Here is an 18541-nt window from a genome sequence, read left to right on the forward strand (position 1 = left end):
CCCAGTGGTGAATGCACCTCCCGCGGGTGGAGCGGCAAGCGAGCGGCTCACTGTCTGCGCCGTGCCGGTTCTGCCCGTCAGCAGTCCCGAAGCTCCGGCGACTGGTTCAGCAGCTGGCTGCGCACCGAGGTGAAGCGGGCCAGCGTCTCGTCCGCCGAGGAGTCCGGCGGGAACACCGCCACCCGGTGGCAGTTCTGGAAGGCCAGCCGCACACCGAAGTGCCGCTGCAGGGCGCCGCGGATGGCGTCACTCGCGAGCGCGCGCAGCAGCTGACCGCGTGCCTGCTCGTCCGCCGGGGGCGTCTGGTTGTCGGCGAACGCTCCGCCGTCGACCTTCAGCTGGGCCACCAGGGAGCTGATCATCTCCCATGCGTAGGGCAGGGAGGTCCGGACGCAGTCGACGAATGCTGCTTCGTCGACCTCGCCTCGCTCGGCCTGTTCGAGTAGGGCCGGTGAGACGTCGAGCGACATGGGTTCTCCTCTCGCACCCCCGAAGAGCAGGGGTTGCCGGACAGGTCAGGGAGTTCGCGATATCGAACACGCTCAGTACATATGCGGCGACCTCCCGTTCCCTACGGTAGGCAACCGTCGGTGACCACACCAGCAGAATGCGTATATGGAACGGTCCCGTTACGGGCACAATCGGCCAGGGATGAACAAGAGTTTCCAGGGACAATTGGGGCGATACACAGGGAGCGCGATGGGCGAATCGCGTGCACCGGCGCGCGTCGAGTAGCGTTGCCGACCATGCGTCTCGTCATTGCCCGGTGCTCGGTCGACTACGCCGGCCGGCTCACCGCCCACCTGCCCTCGGCGCCCCGCCTGATCCTGGTCAAGGCGGACGGCAGCGTCTCCATCCACGCCGATGACCGGGCCTACAAGCCCCTCAACTGGATGTCGCCGCCCTGCACGCTGAAGGAGGGGACCGGCGATGACAAGGGTGTCTGGACCGTCGTCAACAAGACGGGCGAGAAACTGATCATCACGATGGAGGAGATCCTCCACGATTCCTCGCACGAACTCGGCGTGGACCCGGGTCTGATCAAGGACGGCGTGGAAGCGCACCTGCAGGAGCTGCTCGCCGATCGCATCGAGACCCTTGGCGAGGGGTACACGCTCATCCGCCGCGAGTACATGACGGCCATCGGCCCGGTGGACATCCTGTGCCGGGACGCGGACGGCCAGACGGTCGCTGTCGAGATCAAGCGCCGGGGCGAGATCGACGGTGTGGAGCAACTCACCCGCTATCTGGAGCTGTTGAACCGCGACCCGCATCTGGCACCGGTCCGTGGCGTCTTCGCCGCGCAGGAGATCAAGCCCCAGGCCCGCGTCCTCGCCACCGACCGCGGCATCAACTGCCAGATCCTCGACTACGACGCCCTCCGCGGCATCCAGGACGACAAGCTCCGCTTGTTCTGAGCGGTTTCCCGTCCTGCCTCGCTTTCCGGGGTGACGGCACTCGGGCCGAGCACCGTCACCCCGCAAGTAGTCACATCACCGAGCCCGGAGACTTCGACGCGCTCCCCGACGTCTGCGGCGTCGTCGGTCCGCTTGCCGAGTTCGTCGTGGTCGGGGTCGTGCTCGTCTTGGTCGGAGGGGGCGGCGAGGTGGGCGTGGTGGGCGATCCGCTGGGCGAGGTCGGCGTCGGCGAGGTCGTCGGCGTCGGTGAACCCGGCTTGGTCGTATGGGACTTGGACGGCGTCGGAGACGTGTCTCCCCCGCCGCCCGTGCTCCGGGTGCCGCTCGGGTCTGCCGAAGGAGTCGTGGCCGGGCCCGACGGCGTCGGGGCGTCCGTCGTGCCGTACGTACCGCCGGGGCCCGGATGCGCCGGGCGGCCGTGGGCCGGGGCCGAACCGGTGCCCGCCGCCGGGTCCTTCTTCGGGTCCGCGCCGAGGCTGCCGTCGCCCGTGCCCTGGCTCGCCGACGGATTGACGTCGACCTTGCCGGCCGGGTTCTTGTCGGCGTTCTCGTTGGAGGTCATGCCGAGCGTGACGACCGTACCGAGCACGGCGGCGAGCAGCGCGCCGGAGCCGACCGCCACGAGGTTGCGGCGGGCCAGCCGCCTCAGGCCCGCGCCGCGCGTCGTGGCGGCGGGGAGCCGCTGGGTGACCAGGGGCTCGCCGAGGGGCACGTACGGCGGCGGCGCCGACTCCTCGTACCGAATCTCCGGCGGCTCCTCCCCCGCCGTCGCCGCGATGCCGGGCACCTCCCCGGAGCGGTCGGCGACCAGCGCGAGGGCACGGCGCCCGGCGACGGTGCCGCGCTTGTCGGCGAGCGCGCCGCGCAGCCCGATGGACGCCTCCAGTTCGGCGCGAGCCCGGTCGAGCTGTCCCGCGCACAGCGCGAGCACGCCCAACTCATGGTGGAAGTAGGCCTGTTCGTGCACCTCGCCGGAGAGCCGGGAGGCCTCCGCGCCGGAGCGCAGGGCCCGTTCCCAGGCGCTCCGGTGCAGCCCGGCCGCGAAGGCGGGCGCGGCCGTACGGGCGAGCCGTACCGCGTGGCTCGTCTCCCCCTCGGCGGACGGAACGGTCTGCGGGACGATCGCGGCGAGCGCGGCCAGCACCGCGTCGGCCTCCGCGCACACCCGCTCGGGGGTGACCGAGGGATGCCCGGACCACCACGCGTAGTGGTCGGCGGCGGCCAGTGCCTGGGCGTCTGCGTCAGCGGCGTACCCGGCGGCCTCCAGCTGGGTCTGCACACCGGCGGCGAGGCGATAGCGGGCGCCGACCGGGGAGACCAGTCCGCAGCCCGCCAGCTCACCGAGGGCGGCGTCGGCGTGCGTGTCGCCGATCAGCGCCGGCAGATGCGCCTGGTGCGGCACCTCGCCGCCGAGGGCGACGGCGAAGCGCAGGGTGGCGCGGGCGGAGGCGCTGAGCCGGGAGGCGAGCAGCGGGGCGGGCGCGGCGGCCTCGCCGAGGGAGGGCAGCGGGGCCTGGTCCGCCGGCTCCAGGGCCGGCTCGGCCGGTTCGCGTACGTCCTCGAAGACGCCGTACTCGTCCACGGCCCCCGCGCCGGCCCGCAGTTCGTCCCGCTGCCTGAGCAGCGCGCCGGCCTGGACGAAGCGCAGCGGCAGCCCCTCGGACTCGAACCACAGATCGCCGGCCCAGTTGGCCTCCTCCTCGGTGAGGACACGGCCGATGGTCCGCTCCAGGATCTCCGCACCGGCGGCGCGGTCGAGACCGCCGAGGAAGACCTCCTCGACCGCGGACTCGGCAGACGGCGCGGGCACGTCGGGGGTGGCGCCGATCAGGAACGCGCACTCGGGGGTGGCGTCGAGCAGTTCGTCGAGGGCGGAGCCGCCGAACTCGATGTCGTCCAGGACGACGACCGCGCCGATCTCGCGGACGAGGGCAAGCAGCTCGTCCGGTTCGGGGTGGTGGCGCGGGGCGTCGTAGACGGCGTGGAAGAGGTCGTCCAGGAGGTCGGCGGTGGTGCGGTGGAAGCCGGTGAGCCGGACCACGCCGTCGGGGGCGAGGTCCTGGCAGTCCTCGGCGACGAGGTCCAGCAGGGCGGTGCGGCCGGAGCCGCCGGGGCCGGTGAGCCGGACGGTGCGGCCGCGGGCCAGCAGCCGGACCAGACGCTCGCGTTCGTCCTGCCGTTCCAGCAGGGAGGGCGCCGGCTGGGCGGGGCCGGGCGGCACGGGCGGCCGGGCGGCACGCTCGGTCTCGGCACGCTCGGCGGCGCTTCGTTTGCGGGGCCCTTCCGGCCGCTGGGCCGGCGGGCAGAGCTCTATCTCGCTGCCGTCGACGGGGTTGACGGTCAGCAGCAGGTCGCCGGTGACGAGTTGCGCCGTACGGGCGAGCGCGGGCGTGCTCTGACCGAAGTCGGAGGTGAGGGATTCCCGGGGCGGGCGGCGGCTGTGCGCCTGGCCGTGCTCCTCGGGTCCCGGGTTGATCGGGTCCAAGGGTTCCATGCGTTCCATGGGTTCAGCCCCCCAAAAGCGTTGTGTGCCCGTGATTCCGGCCCCTCCCGGCCTTGTCGCACACCGCGCTGTCGCTTCTGGTCCGGGCCCGCTCGGTCGAGGGTTGCGAGGCGGCGGGCGACCGAACCCTAAACCTTCGCTCAGTATCTCCGACAGGGCGGGGTGCCGCGCGGTCCGAGACGTCACAGTCCGGTGAGGATTGCCCCCGACGTGCGCTTCGGCGGCTGCGTCCGGTTCTCCCCCGTCGCGCGTGTCCCCCGGGCCACCGCCCGCGCACCGGCCGCTCGCCGGGTCAGGCCCGGGGCAGCGGTTCGACCCCGATGCCGCCCTCGATGGCGAGGATGCGGTGCAGCCGGGTGGCCACCAGCAGGCGCTGCATCTGCGGCGGGACACCGCGCAGCACCAGACGGCGACCGCAGCGGCCGGCCCGCCGATGGGCACCCATGATCACCCCGAGTCCGGTGGCGTCCCAGGAGTCCAGTTCGGACAGGTCGAGCACCAGGTCGCCGACTCCGGTGTCGACGGCCGAGTGCAGGGCCGTACGGGCGTCCGCCGCGCTGCGGACGTCGAGGCGGCCCCCGACGACCAGCTCGGCATGGTCGCCCCTGATGTGCATATGCGCTCCCCGTTGAGTGCGGTTGGCGTACTCGGTGACGATGGTGACGATGCTGTGCACCGTCTGACTGCGTGAGTGGTGGTGCGGTTGCTGCTTGTAAGCGAACCGATACCGAATTCACCCCGGGGAGTGATGTTCCCGGGGTGAATGTCCGGCGTGTGCGCGTACGGGTGGGTCTCGCTGGGGCGTGCTGATGGTTCTCGGTACGGCGTACTGACGAAATCTCAGTACGCGTAAAAGCCCTGCCCGCTCTTGCGGCCGATGTCACCGGCATCCACCATCCGGCGCATCAGCTCCGGCGGCGCGAACTTCTCGTCCTGGGACTCGGTGTAGATGTTGCTGGTGGCGTGCAGCAGGATGTCGACGCCGGTGAGGTCGGCGGTGGCGAGCGGGCCCATGGCGTGGCCGAAGCCCAGCTTGCAGGCGAGGTCGATGTCCTCGGCGGTGGCGACACCGGACTCGTAGAGCTTGGTCGCCTCCACCACGAGGGCGGAGATCAGCCGGGTGGTCACGAACCCGGCCACGTCCCGGTTGACGACGATGCAGGTCTTGCCGACGGACTCGGCGAACTCCCGTGCGGTGGCGAGGGCTTCGTCGCTGGTCTTGTAGCCGCGGACCAGCTCGACGAGCTGCATCATCGGCACCGGCGAGAAGAAGTGGACGCCGACGACCCGCTCGGGGTGCTCGGTGGCGGCCGCGATCTTGGTGATCGGGATGGCGGAGGTGTTGGAGGCGAGCACGGTGTCCGGGCGCACGATCTTGTCGAGGGCGCGGAAGATCTCGTGTTTCACTTCCAGCTTCTCGAAGACGGCCTCCACGACGATGTCGGCGTCGGCGGCGGCGTCCAGGTCGGTGGTCGCGGTGATACGGGCCAGGGCGGTGTCGGCGTCGTGCGCCTCCATCTTCCCCTTGCTCACGAACTTGTCGTATGAGGCCCTGATACCGTCGGTGCCACGCTTCAGTGCCTCGTCGGTGACGTCGCGCAGAACGACGTCCCAGCCCGCCTGCGCGGCGACCTGAGCGATCCCGGACCCCATGAGACCGGCCCCGATGACGGCAAGCTTCCGTGCCACTGACGACTCCCTCGAACGCGCTCCAAGTCTGCTTCTCCGGCGGACCATAGCGCTCCGGAGCCGGTGTGTGAGCGGTTAGTAACGCGTGTCACGGTCTCAGGGGGTGAGACACCGGTCACGTCTCAATTGCCGGACTTGGCGATCCTCCCACCGGCCGATCCGGCGGGATTCCGGCCGCGATGGCCGGAGCGCCAATACCTCGCGGGTCCACGCTGGTTGGCGCTTCACAGACCGGCCGGCGCCGAGGTCTCCACGCCCCGTGACCCGCGTGCCCTCGGGTCAGCGCGTTCTTCGCTCCGACGGTGTCGCCGTGAGGCATCCGCCAGCAGCACGCTCAGGCCTCCCCTCTGACGGCGTAGTTCAGGACCCGCTCGCTCAACAGGTCCTCGATGTCGTCGAGGAGGGCTAGTACCTCTCGGGACACTTCGCGCGGTTCGCGGCCCTTGACCATCTCGCGCCCGATGACCGCGGAGACCGTGCTGTGGATCCAGCTGATCTGACCGGCCATCAGATGGGGTAGTTCGTCGCCGTCGGCTGCGCCGGTCTCCTCGCGCAGGGCCTGTTCCAGGTTGGCCTGGACCTCCTGGGCGATGGCCCAGAGGCGGGAGCGCAGGGCGGGGGCCTCCTCGATGACCTTCATGAAGGCCGCGTAGCCGGACAGCAGGCCGACCCGGGGGGAGACCGCCTCGACCTCCTCACGCAGCTCGCGCAGGACGGCGACGGCGGCCGACTCACCCTCGGGCCGGCCCCGGACCCAGCGGGCGAGGCGGTCGATCATACCGGCGGAGCGGTCGAAGAAGAGGTCCTCCTTGGCCGGGAAGTAGTTGTAGACAGTGTTGACGGAGACGTTCGCCGCCTCGGCGATCTCCGCGACCGTCACCGCGTCGAAGCCGCGCCCGACGAACAGCCCCGTGGCGACATCCGAGATGTACTGCCTGGTCTGCCGCTTCTTCCGCTCCCTGAGCCCCTCTGCCATGTCCGCATCCTAACTTCGCTGGGTCCACTGGAAACTTGGAGCTGGAAGAAACTTGGTGGCATTGCAAAATTTCAGGGACTCTGTTTTTCTGTGGGGCATGGCAGCAGTCATCAGCGCGGCGGGACTCGCCCGCACCTTCCAGACCAAGGCCGGGCCCGTGGCGGCCGTGCGCGGCATCGACCTCGCCGTCCGGGAGGGCGAGATCCTCGGCTTCCTCGGACCCAACGGCGCCGGCAAGACGACCACCCTGCGGATGCTCACCACCTTGCTGAAGCCGACCGGCGGCGCCGCCACCGTCGCCGGGCACGATCTGGCGACGGATCCGGCCGGGGTGCGCGCGGCGAGCGGATACGTCGCCCAGTCCGGCGGCGTCGATCCGCAGATCACCGTGCGGGAGGAGCTGGTCACCCAGGGCCGGCTGTACCGCCTGCCGAAGACCGACGCGGTGGCGCGAGCAAAGGAGCTGGCACGGGAGCTGGATCTCACCGACTTCCTCGACCGCAAGGCCGGCGCCCTCTCCGGCGGGCAGCGGCGCCGGCTGGACATCGCGATGGCCCTCACCCACCGGCCGAAGGTGCTGTTCCTGGACGAGCCGACGACCGGACTCGACCCGGGCAGCCGTGCCGACCTGTGGGACCTGGTCCGCCGGCTGCGCGACGAGCGCGGTACGACCGTCTTCCTGACCACCCACTACCTGGACGAGGCCGACGCCCTCGCCGACCGTCTGGTGATCGTCGACCGGGGCTCGGTCGCCGCCGAGGGCACACCGAGCGCGCTCAAGCTGAAGCACGGCGGCTCGCTCGACGCCACCCTCCAGGACACCTTCCTCGCCATCACCGGCCGCGGGCCCGCCCCGGCCGACACCACCCCCGTCGCCGTATAGGCCGTACAGGACAAAGAGACAGATGCTTCTTCACGACACGGCCCTCGTCTACGGCCGCTATCTGCGCCAGTCCCTGCGCTCCCGCTTCGCGCTGCTCTTCGGCGTGCTCACCCCGCTCCTCTATCTCCTCTTCTTCGGCCCGCTGCTCACCCGTCTGCCGCTCGGCGGCACGGGCAGTTCCTGGCAGATGCTCGTGCCCGGCCTGCTGCTCCAACTCGGCCTGTTCGGCGCCTTGTTCGCCGGGTTCATGGTGATCGTCGAGAAGGGGCAGGGGGTGGTGGAACGGATGCGCGTGACCCCGGTCAGCAGGCTCGCCCTCCTCCTCGGCCGGGTACTGCGCGACGCCACGGTCTTCGTCTTCCAGGCGGTGCTGCTGGTGCTGGCCGCGCTGGTGATGGGCCTGCGCGCGCCGCTCGCGGGCATCCTGATCGGCTTCGCGTTCGTCGCCCTGCTCACGCTCTCGCTGGCCTCGCTGTCGTACGCGCTCGGCATGAAGGTCCGCACCCCGCAGGAGTTCGGCCCGCTGATCAACATGGTGTCGATGCCGTCGATGCTGCTGTCCGGTCTGATGCTCCCGATGACCCTCGCGCCCACCTGGCTGAACGTCCTCTCGCACTTCGTGCCGTTCCGCTATCTGGTGGACGCGGTGCGCGACGCCTACGTCGGCCACTACGCCACCGCCCACATGCTCTACGGCTCTCTCGTCGCCGTCGGCTTCGCGGCGCTGGCGGTGACGGTGGGCACACGAGTGTTCCGGACGGCCGGGGCGTAACTAGGCTGGCTTCATGGTCAATCTGACGCGCATCTACACCAGGACCGGCGACAAGGGCACCACCGCGCTCGGTGACATGAGCCGAGTCGCCAAGACCGACCTCCGGATCTCGGCCTACGCCGACGCCAACGAGGCCAACGCGGTGATCGGTACCGCGATCGCGCTGGGCGGGCTGGACGCGGAGGTCGTCAAGGTCCTCACGCGCGTCCAGAACGACCTGTTCGACGTGGGTGCGGACCTGTCGACGCCGGTGGCGGAGAACCCCGAGTTCCCGCCGCTGAGGGTGGAGCAGTTCTACATCGACAGGCTGGAGGCGGACTGCGACCGCTTCAACGAGCGGCTGGAGAAGCTCCGCTCCTTCATCCTGCCCGGCGGCACCCCCGGCGCGGCCCTCCTCCATCAGGCCTGCACGGTCGTACGCCGCGCCGAACGCTCCACCTGGGCGGCCCTGGAGGTCCACGGCGACACGATGAACCACCTGACGGCCACCTATCTCAACCGTCTCTCCGACCTCCTCTTCATCCTGGCCCGCACGGCCAACAAGGAGGTGGGCGATGTCCTCTGGGTACCCGGCGGGGAACGTGGATGAAAACGCCTCCCGGCCGGGGGTCCAGGGGTTGTCCCCCGGAAAATGCAGCATCCTGGCCCGCACCGCCAACAAGGAAGTGGGCGATGTCCTCTGGGTACCCGGCGGGGAGCGTTAGCGCTCGCGCTTCGGAAAGAGGGTGTAGCTGCCGGCGATGATCACGTTGATGCCCATCAGCCACAGCATCCGCACCTGCCACTGGCGCAGTGAACCGGTGTCGCCGGCGGAGCCGACGTACCAGACGGCGGACTGGAGCAGGGCGAGGGCGACCAGGGAGGCCAGGATCCAGCGGGCCGCGACCTTCCACTCGTGGACGGCGCGGGCCCTGCCGTAGCGCGGCGGCTTCACCGGGGTCGGGCCGCCGGCGAAGCGGTGCGCGACCCTGGCGTCGGCCCACTTGATCGTCGAGTGGCCGAGCCCGACCGTGAAGCCGATGTAGACGGCGGCCAGGCCGTGCCGCCAGTCCGGGTGGGCACCGTTCCTCAGGTCGATCGCGGTGACGACGAAGAGCACGACCTCCAGCAGCGGCTCGCACAGCAGCAGCGCCAGTCCGGTCCGGGGCATCCGCAGCCCGTACCGGAACGTCAGTCCGGCCGCCAGCAGCACCCAGAACCCCACCTCACAGGCGATGACCAACCCGACGATCATGGTTCTCTCCCCTCGTTCACCCCTCCAGGGTCCCGGCGGCGAGGACGCGGTTCGTCGTCGGTGCGGGCGAACTCGGCGTAAGCGAAAGTTGCAGTCCAGGACCCTGCCCGGGGAGCACGCGGGCCGGGCGCGGGCCGTGTTGGATGGACGCATGGCCCTCGCACTCCCCCGCCCCCACCGTGACGACATGCGGATCGCCGCGGGCGGGCTGCTCGGCGGGGCACTGCTGTGGCTGCTCGGGATCCATCCGCGCGTGCCCTCGGACCCGCTGGTGCTGTGGCACGCGCCCTGGGCCCCGCTGCTGCCGCTGCTGGCGACCGCCGCGTGCGAGCCGCTGCGCCGCATCCGGCCCCGCATCGGTCTGCTGGTCGGCACGCTCGCGCTGACCCTGGACACCGTGACGCTGGGCAACGTCGTCACCATCGTCATGTTCACCGACCTGATGTACGCGGCCGTCCTGTACGGCAGCCCCGCCTCGGCCCGTCGTATCCCCTGGACCACCGGGATGATGACGGTGGTCGGCGGGGTCGTGCCCGCCGCGCTCTGGCGTGATCCCCAGGGTCTGCTGATCGGCGTGGGCATCGGCGTGGTCGCGTTCGCTCCCGCCGCGACCGGCTGGGTGGTGCGCAACCACCGTGACGCGGCCGAGGCGGCCCGGCTGCGTGCCGAACAGACGGCGCTGCTCGCCGAGATGGACCGCACACAGGCGGTGACTGCCGAACGGGCCCGGATGGCACGGGAGTTGCACGACATGGTCGCCAACCATCTGTCCGCGATCGCGATCCACTCCACGGCCGCGCTGTCCCTCGACGATCCGCGGACCTCCCGGGACGCGCTGAGCGTGATCCGGGAGAACAGCGTGGAGGGGCTCGCCGAGATGCGGCGGCTGATCGGCATCCTGCGGGACAGCAGCGGCGATCTGGAACCGGCCGCGACACCGACGCTCGACGGCCTCGCCACCCTGGTCAAGGGCGCCGGCGCCAACGGCCTGGACGTCCGGCTCGACGCCGGGCACGGCCAGGTGCCTGCGCCGGTGGAGCTGGCCGCGTACCGGATCGTGCAGGAGTCGCTGACCAACGCGCTCAAGCACGCGGCGCCGGGACCCGTCCGGGTCACCCTGCGGCAGACCGACGGCGCCCTGCGCGTCGAGGTCACCAGCCCCTACCGGCCCGGCGACACCCCGCGCGCCCCCGGCTCGGGCTCGGGGCTGACCGGGATGCGGGAGCGGGCGACGCTGCTCGGCGGCGGCTTCACTGCCGGACCCGAGGCCGGCCTGTGGGCCGTACGCGCCAGTCTTCCACTCGTCGAAGGAGCCTCCGCATGAACCGGCCCATCCGGGTTCTCGTCGCCGAGGACCAGTCCGCCGTGCGCGCCGGACTCGTCCTGATCCTGCGCAGCGCCCCCGACATCGAGGTGGCCGGCGAGGCGGCGGACGGCGAGCGGGCGGTGGAGCTGGCCCGGGAACTGCGGCCGGATCTCGTGCTGATGGACATACAGATGCCGCGTCTCGACGGGGTGTCGGCGACCCGGCAGATCGTGGCGGAGCGGCTCGCGGATGTGCTCGTGCTGACCACCTTCGATCTGGACGAGTATGTGTTCGGGGCACTGCGGGCGGGGGCGGCCGGGTTTCTGCTGAAGAACACCGAGGCGCGGGATCTGCTGGAGGCGGTGCGGACGGTGGCGCGTGGGGAGGGGACCGTCGCGCCGGCCGTGACCCGACGGCTGATCGCCGAGTTCGCGGCCGGTCCGGTGCGGGAGCCGAAGGCCGATCCGGCCGTCCTTGAGGGGCTGACCCGGCGCGAGCGGGAGGTGCTGTCCTGTGTCGGCCAGGGGATGTCGAACGCCGAGATCGCCGCGCGGCTGCAGATGGCGGAGGGCACGGTGAAGACGCACGTGAGCCGGCTGCTGGCCAAGCTGGAGCTGCGCAGCCGGGTCCAAGCGGCCGTACTGGCCCAGGAGTTGGGGGTCTAGTCGGGCACGAGGCTGGATTGGTCCAGACCTATTGACCTGTGGTCCAGACCTTTCTACTCTCACAGCACCGTGGGCGTGAAGGCTCAGTCATGCCCTTGACTCCCCAACATTCCCCATATCGAGGAGGCGCACATGCGCTTCGGACTCAGACGCAGAGCCGCGGCGGGCTTCGCGACCCTGCTGCTCCCCCTGGCCGGCCTCGTCGGTCTCGCGAGCCCCGCCCAGGCCGCGGCCACCGCGACGGCGAGCTTCACCAAGACCAGCGACTGGGGCACCGGCTTCGGCGGTCAGTGGACCATCAAGAACACCGGTACCTCCAGCATCAGTTCCTGGACCGTCGAGTGGGACTTCCCCTCCGGTACGTCCGTCACCTCCGCCTGGGACGCGGACGTGACCAGCTCCGGCACCCACTGGACAGCCAAGAACAAGTCCTACAACGGCACCGTCGCCCCCGGCGCCACCGTCTCCTTCGGCTTCAACGGCGCGGGCCCCGGCTCCCCGTCCAACTGCAAGCTGAACGGCGACAGTTGCGACGGCACGACGGTCCCCGGTGACAACCCGCCGAGCGCGCCCGGCACCCCCACCGCCTCCGGCATCACCGACACCTCGGTCAAGCTCGGCTGGAGCGCGGCCACCGACGACAAGGGCGTGAAGAACTACGACGTCCTGCGCGACGGCAAGGTCGTCTCCACCGTCACGGCCACGTCGTACACGGACACCGGCCTGACCGCCGGCACCGACTACTCCTACACCGTGCAGGCCCGCGACACCGCCGACCAGACCGGCCCGGTCAGCGGCGCGGTCAAGGTGCACACCACCGGCGGCACCCCCACTCCCCCGACCACCGGCGACAAGGTCAAACTCGGCTACTTCACCGAGTGGGGCATCTACGGCCGGAACTACAACGTCAAGAACCTGGTGACGTCCGGCTCCGCGGCGAAGATCACGCACATCAACTACGCCTTCGGCAACGTGACGAACGGCCAGTGCGCGATAGGCGACTCCTACGCCGACTACGACAAGGCCTTCACCGCCGACCAGTCGGTGAGCGGCGTGGCCGACACCTGGGACCAGCCGCTGCGCGGCAACTTCAACCAGCTGCGCGAGCTGAAGGCCAAGTACCCGAACCTCAAGGTGCTGTGGTCCTTCGGCGGCTGGACCTGGTCCGGCGGGTTCGCACAGGCGGCCGCCAACCCGACCGCGTTCGCCGACTCCTGCTACAGCCTGGTCGAGGACCCGCGCTGGGCCGATGTCTTCGACGGCATCGACATCGACTGGGAGTACCCGAACGCCTGCGGTCTGTCCTGCGACACCAGCGGGGCGGCGGCCTTCAAGAACGTGCTGGCCGCACTGCGCGCCAAGTTCGGTGCGAGCAAGCTGGTCACGGCCGCGGTCACCGCCGACGGCTCCTCCGGGGGCAAGATCGAGGCCGCGGACTACGCGGGTGCCGCCCAGTACGCCGACTGGTACAACGTGATGTCGTACGACTTCTTCGGCGCCTGGGACGCCCAGGGCCCGACGGCCCCGCACTCCCCGCTCACCTCGTACTCGGGCATCCCGAAGGCCGGGTTCGACACGGCCGACGCGATCGCCAAGTACAAGTCCATCGGGGTGCCCGCGTCCAAGCTGCTCATCGGCATCGGCCTCTACGGCCGCGGCTGGACCGGCGTCACCCAGGACGCCCCGGGTGGCACGGCAACGGGACCCGCGGCCGGCACCTATGAGCAGGGCATCGAGGACTACAAGGTGCTCAAGACGTCCTGCCCGGTGACCGGCACCGTCGCGGGCACCGCGTACGCGCACTGCGGCAGCAACTGGTGGTCGTACGACACCCCGTCGACGATCGCCGGGAAGATGAGCTGGGCCAAGTCCCAGGGCCTCGGCGGCGCGTTCTTCTGGGAGTTCAGCGGCGACACCGGCGACGGCGAACTGGTGAACGCCATCAGCAGCAACCTGTAAGTGAGCTTCAAGCGACGTTGACGCGCTGCCCGGGCGGGGCTGCCTCCAGCCACGCGAGGAAACCGGTCAGCGCGTCTTCGCTCATCGCGAGTTCGAGGCGCGTGCCCCGATGCGTACAGGCGAGGACCACCGCGTCGGAGAGCAGCGCCAGTTCCTCCTCGCCCTCGGGCAACCGCCGGCCGGCCACCTCGATCTGCGCGCGCTCCAGGGTGCGGCGGGGTCGGGGGGCGTAGGAGAAGACGCGGTACCACTCGATGCGGTCGCCGTTGTAGCGCGCGACACCATAGCTCCAGCCCTTGCCGTTGGCGTCCGGCTTCTCGGCCACGTCCCAGCGCAGGGAACAGTCGAAGGTGCCGCCGGAGCGCTGGATGAGTCTGCGGCGCAGCCCGAACAGGAACAGCCCCACCACCACGAGCGCGACCACGATCCCGCACACAGTCAGAGCGAGGACCATCGGCACCGACCTCCTCGTCTCCCAGGTAGTGGAACTGCTTCTGTCACTGAGTAATGAAACCGGAAAAACACCCACATCTGCCTCAGCCGCGACCGGCACCGGATTGCTCCGGGCCGGCCGCGGCTGAGTGACGTCACACGGCGGCTTGCTGTGGGCTCAGCGGGCCGCCGCCGCGCGCAGGCGGACGTCTGCGCGGCGCTCGGCGGCGGCGTCGCCCTCCGCCTTCGCGCGCTCCAGCTCCCGCTCCGTGCGCTGGACATCGATCTCGTCCGACAGCTCGGCGATCTCGGCCAGCAGGGACAGCTTGTTGTCCGCGAACGAGATGAAACCGCCGTGCACCGCGGCGACGACCGTTCCACCTTCACTCGTACGGATGGTCACCGGGCCCGACTCCAGCACACCGAGCAGCGGCTGGTGACCGGGCATGACGCCGATGTCGCCGGACGTGGTGCGCGCGACGACCAGGGTGGCCTCACCGGACCAGACCTGGCGGTCGGCAGCGACCAGCGCGACGTGCAGCTCAGCAGCCAAGGGTGGCTCCTCGGGTCACCACCCGGCGGTTCTGCCGGGTGTTGGGGTCAATTCTAGTAGGCGTGGCGAGAGGGGCTGGACCCACCCCGAAAGGGATGGGCCCGCGCCCCTCTTACGAACTCAGGGAGTTCAGGAGACGCCCAGCTCCTTGGCGTTGGCCTTGAGGTCCTCCAGGCCACCGCACATGAAGAACGCCTGCTCCGGGAAGTGGTCGAACTCACCGTCGCAGATCGCGTTGAACGCCGTGATCGTCTCGTCCAGCGGGACGTCCGAACCGTCCACGCCGGTGAACTGCTTGGCGACGTGGGTGTTCTGGGACAGGAAGCGCTCCACCCGACGGGCACGGTGGACGACGAGCTTGTCCTCCTCGCCCAGCTCGTCGATACCGAGGATCGCGATGATGTCCTGCAGGTCCTTGTACTTCTGCAGGATGTTCTTCACACGCATGGCCGCGTTGTAGTGGTCCTGCGCGATGTAGCGCGGGTCCAGGATCCGGGACGTGGAGTCCAGCGGGTCCACGGCCGGGTAGATGCCCTTCTCGGAGATCGGACGGGACAGAACCGTCGTCGCGTCGAGGTGGGCGAAGGTGGTCGCCGGGGCCGGGTCGGTCAGGTCGTCGGCGGGGACGTAGATCGCCTGCATCGAGGTGATCGAGTGACCGCGGGTCGAGGTGATGCGCTCCTGCAGGAGGCCCATCTCGTCGGCCAGGTTCGGCTGGTAACCCACCGCGGACGGCATACGGCCGAGCAGCGTGGAGACCTCGGAACCGGCCTGCGTGAAGCGGAAGATGTTGTCGATGAAGAACAGCACGTCCTGCTTCTGGACGTCACGGAAGTACTCGGCCATGGTGAGGCCGGCCAGCGCGACGCGCAGACGGGTGCCCGGGGGCTCGTCCATCTGACCGAAGACCAGCGCGGTCTTGTCGATGACGCCCGAGTCGGTCATCTCCTCGATGAGGTCGTTGCCCTCACGGGTGCGCTCACCGACACCGGCGAACACGGAGACACCGTCGTGGTTGTTTGCGACACGGTAGATCATCTCCTGGATGAGCACCGTCTTGCCGACGCCGGCGCCGCCGAACAGGCCGATCTTGCCGCCCTTGACGTACGGGGTGAGCAGGTCGATGACCTTGACGCCCGTCTCGAACATCTCGGTCTTGGACTCGAGCTCGTCGAAGTTCGGGGCCTTGCGGTGGATCGGCCAGCGCTCGCCGTCGTAGGTCTCGTCGACGTTCAGCACCTCACCGAGGGTGTTGAACACCTTGCCCTTGGTGAAGTCGCCGACGGGAACCGAGATCGCGGCGCCCGTGTCGATGACCGGGGCCTGGCGGACCAGACCGTCGGTCGGCTGCATGGAGATGGCGCGGACCAGGCCGTCACCCAGGTGCTGGGCGACCTCCAGGGTCAGCGTCTTCTTCTCGCCCGCGTTCGCCGGGTCGGCGACCTCGACGTGCAGGGCCTGGTAGATGTCCGGCATCGCGTCGACGGGGAACTCCACGTCGACGACCGGGCCGATGACCCGGGCGACGCGGCCCGTAGCCGTCGCGGTCTCAACAGTGGTGGTCATTATCGGTCACTCCCCGCGGTCGCGTCGGCCAGGGCGCTCGCGCCACCGACGATCTCGCTGATTTCCTGGGTGATTTCGGCCTGGCGGGCCGCGTTGGCAAGACGGGTGAGGTTGTTGATCAGCTCGCCCGCGTTGTCGGTGGCCGACTTCATCGCGCGCCGCGTGGCGGCGTGCTTCGAAGCGGCCGACTGGAGCAGCGCGTTGTAGATACGGCTCTCCACGTAGCGCGGCAGCAGGGCGTCGAGGACGTCCTCCGCCGACGGCTCGAAGTCGTACAGCGGGAGGATCTCGCCCTTGGGGGCGGCCTCCTCGGCGACCTCTTCGAGGCGCAGCGGCAGCAGCCGGGCGTCCAGCGCCGTCTGCGTCATCATCGAGACGAACTCGGTGAAGACGATGTGGAGTTCATCCACACCACCCTCGGCCGTCTCCTTCTCGATGGCCTCGATCAGGGGCGCCGCGACCTTCTTGGCGTCCGCGTACGTCGGCTCGTCCGTGAAGCCCGTGAACGACTCCGCGATCTTGCGCTCGCGGAAGTTGTAGTGGGCGACACCGCGCCGGCCAACGATGTACGTGTCGACCTGCTTGCCCTCGCGCTCCAGGCGCTCGGTCAGCTGCTCCGCCGTCTTGATGGCGTTGGAGTTGAAGGCGCCGGCGAGGCCGCGGTCGCTCGTGAGGAGCAGGACCGCGGCACGGGCCGGGTTCTCCGCCTCCGTGGTGAGCGGGTGCTTGGTGTTCGAGCCGGTGCCGACCGCCGTGACCGCGCGCGTCAGCTCGGTCGCGTACGGCGTGGAGGCCGCCACCTTGCGCTGCGCCTTGACGACGCGCGAGGCGGCGATCATCTCCATCGCCTTCGTGATCTTCTTGGTCGCGCTGACGGATCGGATGCGACGCTTGTAGACCCGGAGCTGGGCTCCCATGAGTCAGGTCCCTTCCTTACGTCACTTGGCGGCAGCGGCAGGAACGTCCTCGCCGAGCAGCTTGCCGTCCGAGGTCTCGAACTGCTTCTTGAACTCGGCCACCGCGTCGTCGACCGCCTGGATCGTGTCGTTCGACATCTTGGCGCCCTCCTTGATGGAGGTCATCAGGCCCTGGTGCTTCCGGTGCAGGAAGTCGATCAGTTCCTTCTCGAAGCGGCGGATGTCGGCGACCGGGACGTCGTCCATACGGCCGTTGGTGCCGGCCCAGACGGAGACGACCTGGTCCTCGGTGGCCATCGGCTGGTACTGGTCCTGCTTCAGCAGCTCGACCATGCGCGAACCGCGCTCCAGCTGCGCCTTGGAGGCCGCGTCCAGGTCGGAACCGAAGGCGGCGAAGGCCTCCAGCTCACGGAACTGGGCGAGGTCGACACGGAGGCGGCCGGAGACCTGGCGCATCGCCTTGTGCTGCGCGCTGCCACCGACTCGGGAGACGGAGATACCGACGTTCAGCGCGGGGCGCTGACCGGCGTTGAACAGGTCCGACTCCAGGAAGCACTGGCCGTCGGTGATGGAGATGACGTTGGTCGGGATGAACGCCGAGACGTCGTTGGCCTTGGTCTCGACGATCGGCAGACCGGTCATCGAGCCGGCACCCATGTCGTCGGAGAGCTTGGCGCAGCGCTCCAGCAGCCGGGAGTGCAGGTAGAAGACGTCACCCGGGTAGGCCTCACGGCCCGGCGGGCGGCGCAGCAGCAGCGACACGGCGCGGTAGGCGTCGGCCTGCTTCGACAGGTCGTCGAAGATGATGAGGACGTGCTTACCCTCGTACATCCACTGCTGACCGATGGCCGAACCGGTGTACGGCGCAAGGTACTTGAAGCCGGCCGGGTCGGACGCCGGGGCGGCGACGATGGTCGTGTACTCCAGGGCGCCGTTCTCCTCCAGCGCGCGGCGCACGCCGGCGATGGTGGAGCCCTTCTGGCCGATGGCGACGTAGATGCAGCGGACCTGCTTCTTCGGGTCGCCCGAGCGCCAGTTGTCGCGCTGGTTGATGATCGTGTCGACGGCCAGGGCGGTCTTGCCGGTCTGGCGGTCACCGATGATCAGCTGACGCTGGCCACGGCCGATCGGGGTCATCGCGTCGACGGCCTTGTAGCCGGTCTCCATCGGCTCGTGCACCGACTTGCGCTGCATGACCGTGGGGGCCTGCAGCTCCAGCGCACGGCGGCCGGACGTCTCGATCTCGCCGAGGCCGTCGATCGGGTTGCCGAGCGGGTCGACGACACGGCCGAGGTAGCCCTCGCCGACCGCGACGGAGAGGACCTCACCGGTACGCGTGACCGGCTGACCCTCCTCGATGCCGCTGAACTCACCGAGGACGATGGCACCGATCTCGCGCTCCTCAAGGTTGAGGGCGAGGCCGAGGGTGCCGTCCTCGAACTTCAGCAGTTCGTTGGCCATGGCCGAGGGAAGACCCTCGACCTTCGCGATGCCGTCGCCGGCAAGGGTGACCGTACCGACCTCCTCGCGCGAGGCCGCGTCCGGCTTGTACGACTGGACGAAGTTCTCCAGCGCGTCCCGGATCTCCTCCGGCCGGATCGTGAGCTCCGCCATCTGGGTTCCCTGCTCTCCTTGTTGGGCCCGAAGTTTCACTTTGGGGGTCTGGGG

18 protein-coding genes are annotated in these 18541 nt (G+C 69.9%); 7 read left to right on the plus strand and 11 right to left on the minus strand.

The window, feature by feature from the left end; all coding sequences use genetic code 11:
* Positions 1-77: 77 nt before the first annotated feature.
* Positions 78-470 carry an SCO5389 family protein gene (locus tag AV521_RS37290; protein ID WP_076095056.1) on the minus strand — a complete coding sequence of 131 codons (393 nt, stop codon included), beginning with the start codon at positions 468-470 and terminating at the stop codon, positions 78-80.
* A 276-nt stretch (positions 471-746) separates the two neighbouring features.
* Here AV521_RS37290 and nucS point away from each other — a divergent pair, with 276 nt between their 5' ends.
* A complete protein-coding gene (gene nucS / locus AV521_RS37295; RefSeq protein ID WP_076095058.1) occupies positions 747-1418 on the plus strand; it encodes an endonuclease NucS in 672 nt (223 codons plus the stop codon).
* Between the two features lie 70 nt (positions 1419-1488).
* Here nucS and AV521_RS37300 read toward each other — a convergent pair whose 3' ends face one another.
* From AV521_RS37300 to AV521_RS37315, 4 genes are all read right to left on the minus strand, one after another.
* Positions 1489-3921 carry an ATP-binding protein gene (locus AV521_RS37300; RefSeq protein WP_256725841.1) on the minus strand — a complete coding sequence of 811 codons (2433 nt, stop codon included), beginning with the start codon at positions 3919-3921 and terminating at the stop codon, positions 1489-1491.
* A 292-nt stretch (positions 3922-4213) separates the two neighbouring features.
* The gene (locus AV521_RS37305) at positions 4214-4537 is read right to left on the minus strand and encodes an STAS domain-containing protein (protein ID WP_031224821.1); all 324 of its coding nucleotides are present in this window, start codon (positions 4535-4537) and stop codon (positions 4214-4216) included.
* A 224-nt stretch (positions 4538-4761) separates the two neighbouring features.
* Positions 4762-5610 carry a 3-hydroxyacyl-CoA dehydrogenase family protein gene (locus AV521_RS37310; RefSeq protein ID WP_076095060.1) on the minus strand — a complete coding sequence of 283 codons (849 nt, stop codon included), beginning with the start codon at positions 5608-5610 and terminating at the stop codon, positions 4762-4764.
* A 334-nt stretch (positions 5611-5944) separates the two neighbouring features.
* Positions 5945-6586, minus strand: a complete 642-nt coding sequence (locus AV521_RS37315; protein ID WP_076095062.1) for a TetR/AcrR family transcriptional regulator — start codon at positions 6584-6586, stop codon at positions 5945-5947.
* Between the two features lie 97 nt (positions 6587-6683).
* Here AV521_RS37315 and AV521_RS37320 point away from each other — a divergent pair, with 97 nt between their 5' ends.
* Genes AV521_RS37320 through AV521_RS37330 form a run of 3 tightly spaced genes read left to right on the plus strand, consistent with a single transcriptional unit; the run spans position 6684 to position 8830 of the window.
* The gene (locus AV521_RS37320; protein WP_076095064.1) at positions 6684-7469 is read left to right on the plus strand and encodes an ABC transporter ATP-binding protein; all 786 of its coding nucleotides are present in this window, start codon (positions 6684-6686) and stop codon (positions 7467-7469) included.
* A 22-nt stretch (positions 7470-7491) separates the two neighbouring features.
* On the plus strand, positions 7492-8241 hold the full coding sequence (locus AV521_RS37325) for an ABC transporter permease (RefSeq protein ID WP_076095066.1): 750 nt from the start codon (positions 7492-7494) through the stop codon (positions 8239-8241).
* A 13-nt stretch (positions 8242-8254) separates the two neighbouring features.
* Positions 8255-8830: a cob(I)yrinic acid a,c-diamide adenosyltransferase gene (locus AV521_RS37330; protein ID WP_076095068.1), complete on the plus strand. Its 576-nt coding sequence runs from the start codon at positions 8255-8257 to the stop codon at positions 8828-8830.
* A gap of 111 nt (positions 8831-8941) precedes the next feature.
* Here AV521_RS37330 and AV521_RS37335 read toward each other — a convergent pair whose 3' ends face one another.
* The gene (locus AV521_RS37335) at positions 8942-9475 is read right to left on the minus strand and encodes a hypothetical protein (protein WP_076095070.1); all 534 of its coding nucleotides are present in this window, start codon (positions 9473-9475) and stop codon (positions 8942-8944) included.
* Positions 9476-9626: 151 nt separating this feature from the next.
* On the opposite strand from AV521_RS37335, the gene AV521_RS37340 reads away from it, so the two are divergent.
* The 3 genes from AV521_RS37340 (at position 9627) to AV521_RS37350 (ending at position 13405) form a co-directional block, all read left to right on the plus strand.
* Entirely contained in the window at positions 9627-10799 is a 1173-nt protein-coding gene (locus tag AV521_RS37340) for a sensor histidine kinase (RefSeq protein WP_076095072.1), read from the plus strand.
* On the plus strand, positions 10796-11446 hold the full coding sequence (locus AV521_RS37345; protein ID WP_076095074.1) for a response regulator transcription factor: 651 nt from the start codon (positions 10796-10798) through the stop codon (positions 11444-11446). Before AV521_RS37340 ends, AV521_RS37345 begins: the two co-directional genes overlap by 4 nt.
* A 132-nt stretch (positions 11447-11578) precedes the next feature.
* On the plus strand, positions 11579-13405 hold the full coding sequence (locus AV521_RS37350) for a glycoside hydrolase family 18 chitinase (protein ID WP_076095076.1): 1827 nt from the start codon (positions 11579-11581) through the stop codon (positions 13403-13405).
* Between the two features lie 7 nt (positions 13406-13412).
* Here the strand turns inward: AV521_RS37350 and AV521_RS37355 are convergent, their stop codons facing one another.
* The 5 genes from AV521_RS37355 to atpA all read right to left on the minus strand — a co-directional run bounded on the left by AV521_RS37355 (position 13413) and on the right by atpA (position 18487).
* Entirely contained in the window at positions 13413-13859 is a 447-nt protein-coding gene (locus AV521_RS37355; protein WP_076095079.1) for a DUF2550 domain-containing protein, read from the minus strand.
* A 156-nt stretch (positions 13860-14015) separates the two neighbouring features.
* The gene (locus AV521_RS37360) at positions 14016-14390 is read right to left on the minus strand and encodes a F0F1 ATP synthase subunit epsilon (protein ID WP_076095081.1); all 375 of its coding nucleotides are present in this window, start codon (positions 14388-14390) and stop codon (positions 14016-14018) included.
* Positions 14391-14519: 129 nt separating this feature from the next.
* On the minus strand, positions 14520-15956 hold the full coding sequence (atpD, locus tag AV521_RS37365) for a F0F1 ATP synthase subunit beta (RefSeq protein WP_076095083.1): 1437 nt from the start codon (positions 15954-15956) through the stop codon (positions 14520-14522).
* Positions 15956-16873 carry a F0F1 ATP synthase subunit gamma gene (locus tag AV521_RS37370; protein ID WP_076095085.1) on the minus strand — a complete coding sequence of 306 codons (918 nt, stop codon included), beginning with the start codon at positions 16871-16873 and terminating at the stop codon, positions 15956-15958. The genes atpD and AV521_RS37370 overlap by 1 nt, the downstream gene beginning before the upstream one ends.
* Positions 16874-16894: 21 nt before the next feature.
* Entirely contained in the window at positions 16895-18487 is a 1593-nt protein-coding gene (gene atpA / locus AV521_RS37375) for a F0F1 ATP synthase subunit alpha (protein ID WP_076095087.1), read from the minus strand.
* Positions 18488-18541: the final 54 nt, after the last annotated feature.

Origin of the sequence: Streptomyces sp. IMTB 2501 (assembly GCF_001953885.1) — a bacterium.
Classification (GTDB): Bacteria; Actinomycetota; Actinomycetes; order Streptomycetales; family Streptomycetaceae; genus Streptomyces.

Coding starts and splice junctions, on each gene's coding strand:
- AV521_RS37315 (WP_076095062.1), bottom strand. CDS start 6,586: ATGGCAGAGGGGCTCAGGGAGCGGAAGAAGCGGCAGACCAGGCAGTAC.
- AV521_RS37355 (WP_076095079.1), bottom strand. CDS start 13,859: ATGGTCCTCGCTCTGACTGTGTGCGGGATCGTGGTCGCGCTCGTGGTG.
- AV521_RS37290 (WP_076095056.1), bottom strand. CDS start 470: ATGTCGCTCGACGTCTCACCGGCCCTACTCGAACAGGCCGAGCGAGGC.
- AV521_RS37305 (WP_031224821.1), bottom strand. CDS start 4,537: ATGCACATCAGGGGCGACCATGCCGAGCTGGTCGTCGGGGGCCGCCTC.
- AV521_RS37350 (WP_076095076.1), top strand. CDS start 11,579: ATGCGCTTCGGACTCAGACGCAGAGCCGCGGCGGGCTTCGCGACCCTG.
- AV521_RS37345 (WP_076095074.1), top strand. CDS start 10,796: ATGAACCGGCCCATCCGGGTTCTCGTCGCCGAGGACCAGTCCGCCGTG.
- nucS (WP_076095058.1), top strand. CDS start 747: ATGCGTCTCGTCATTGCCCGGTGCTCGGTCGACTACGCCGGCCGGCTC.
- atpD (WP_076095083.1), bottom strand. CDS start 15,956: ATGACCACCACTGTTGAGACCGCGACGGCTACGGGCCGCGTCGCCCGG.
- AV521_RS37370 (WP_076095085.1), bottom strand. CDS start 16,873: ATGGGAGCCCAGCTCCGGGTCTACAAGCGTCGCATCCGATCCGTCAGC.
- AV521_RS37325 (WP_076095066.1), top strand. CDS start 7,492: ATGCTTCTTCACGACACGGCCCTCGTCTACGGCCGCTATCTGCGCCAG.
- atpA (WP_076095087.1), bottom strand. CDS start 18,487: ATGGCGGAGCTCACGATCCGGCCGGAGGAGATCCGGGACGCGCTGGAG.
- AV521_RS37320 (WP_076095064.1), top strand. CDS start 6,684: ATGGCAGCAGTCATCAGCGCGGCGGGACTCGCCCGCACCTTCCAGACC.
- AV521_RS37335 (WP_076095070.1), bottom strand. CDS start 9,475: ATGATCGTCGGGTTGGTCATCGCCTGTGAGGTGGGGTTCTGGGTGCTG.
- AV521_RS37340 (WP_076095072.1), top strand. CDS start 9,627: ATGGCCCTCGCACTCCCCCGCCCCCACCGTGACGACATGCGGATCGCC.
- AV521_RS37300 (WP_256725841.1), bottom strand. CDS start 3,921: ATGGAACGCATGGAACCCTTGGACCCGATCAACCCGGGACCCGAGGAG.
- AV521_RS37330 (WP_076095068.1), top strand. CDS start 8,255: ATGGTCAATCTGACGCGCATCTACACCAGGACCGGCGACAAGGGCACC.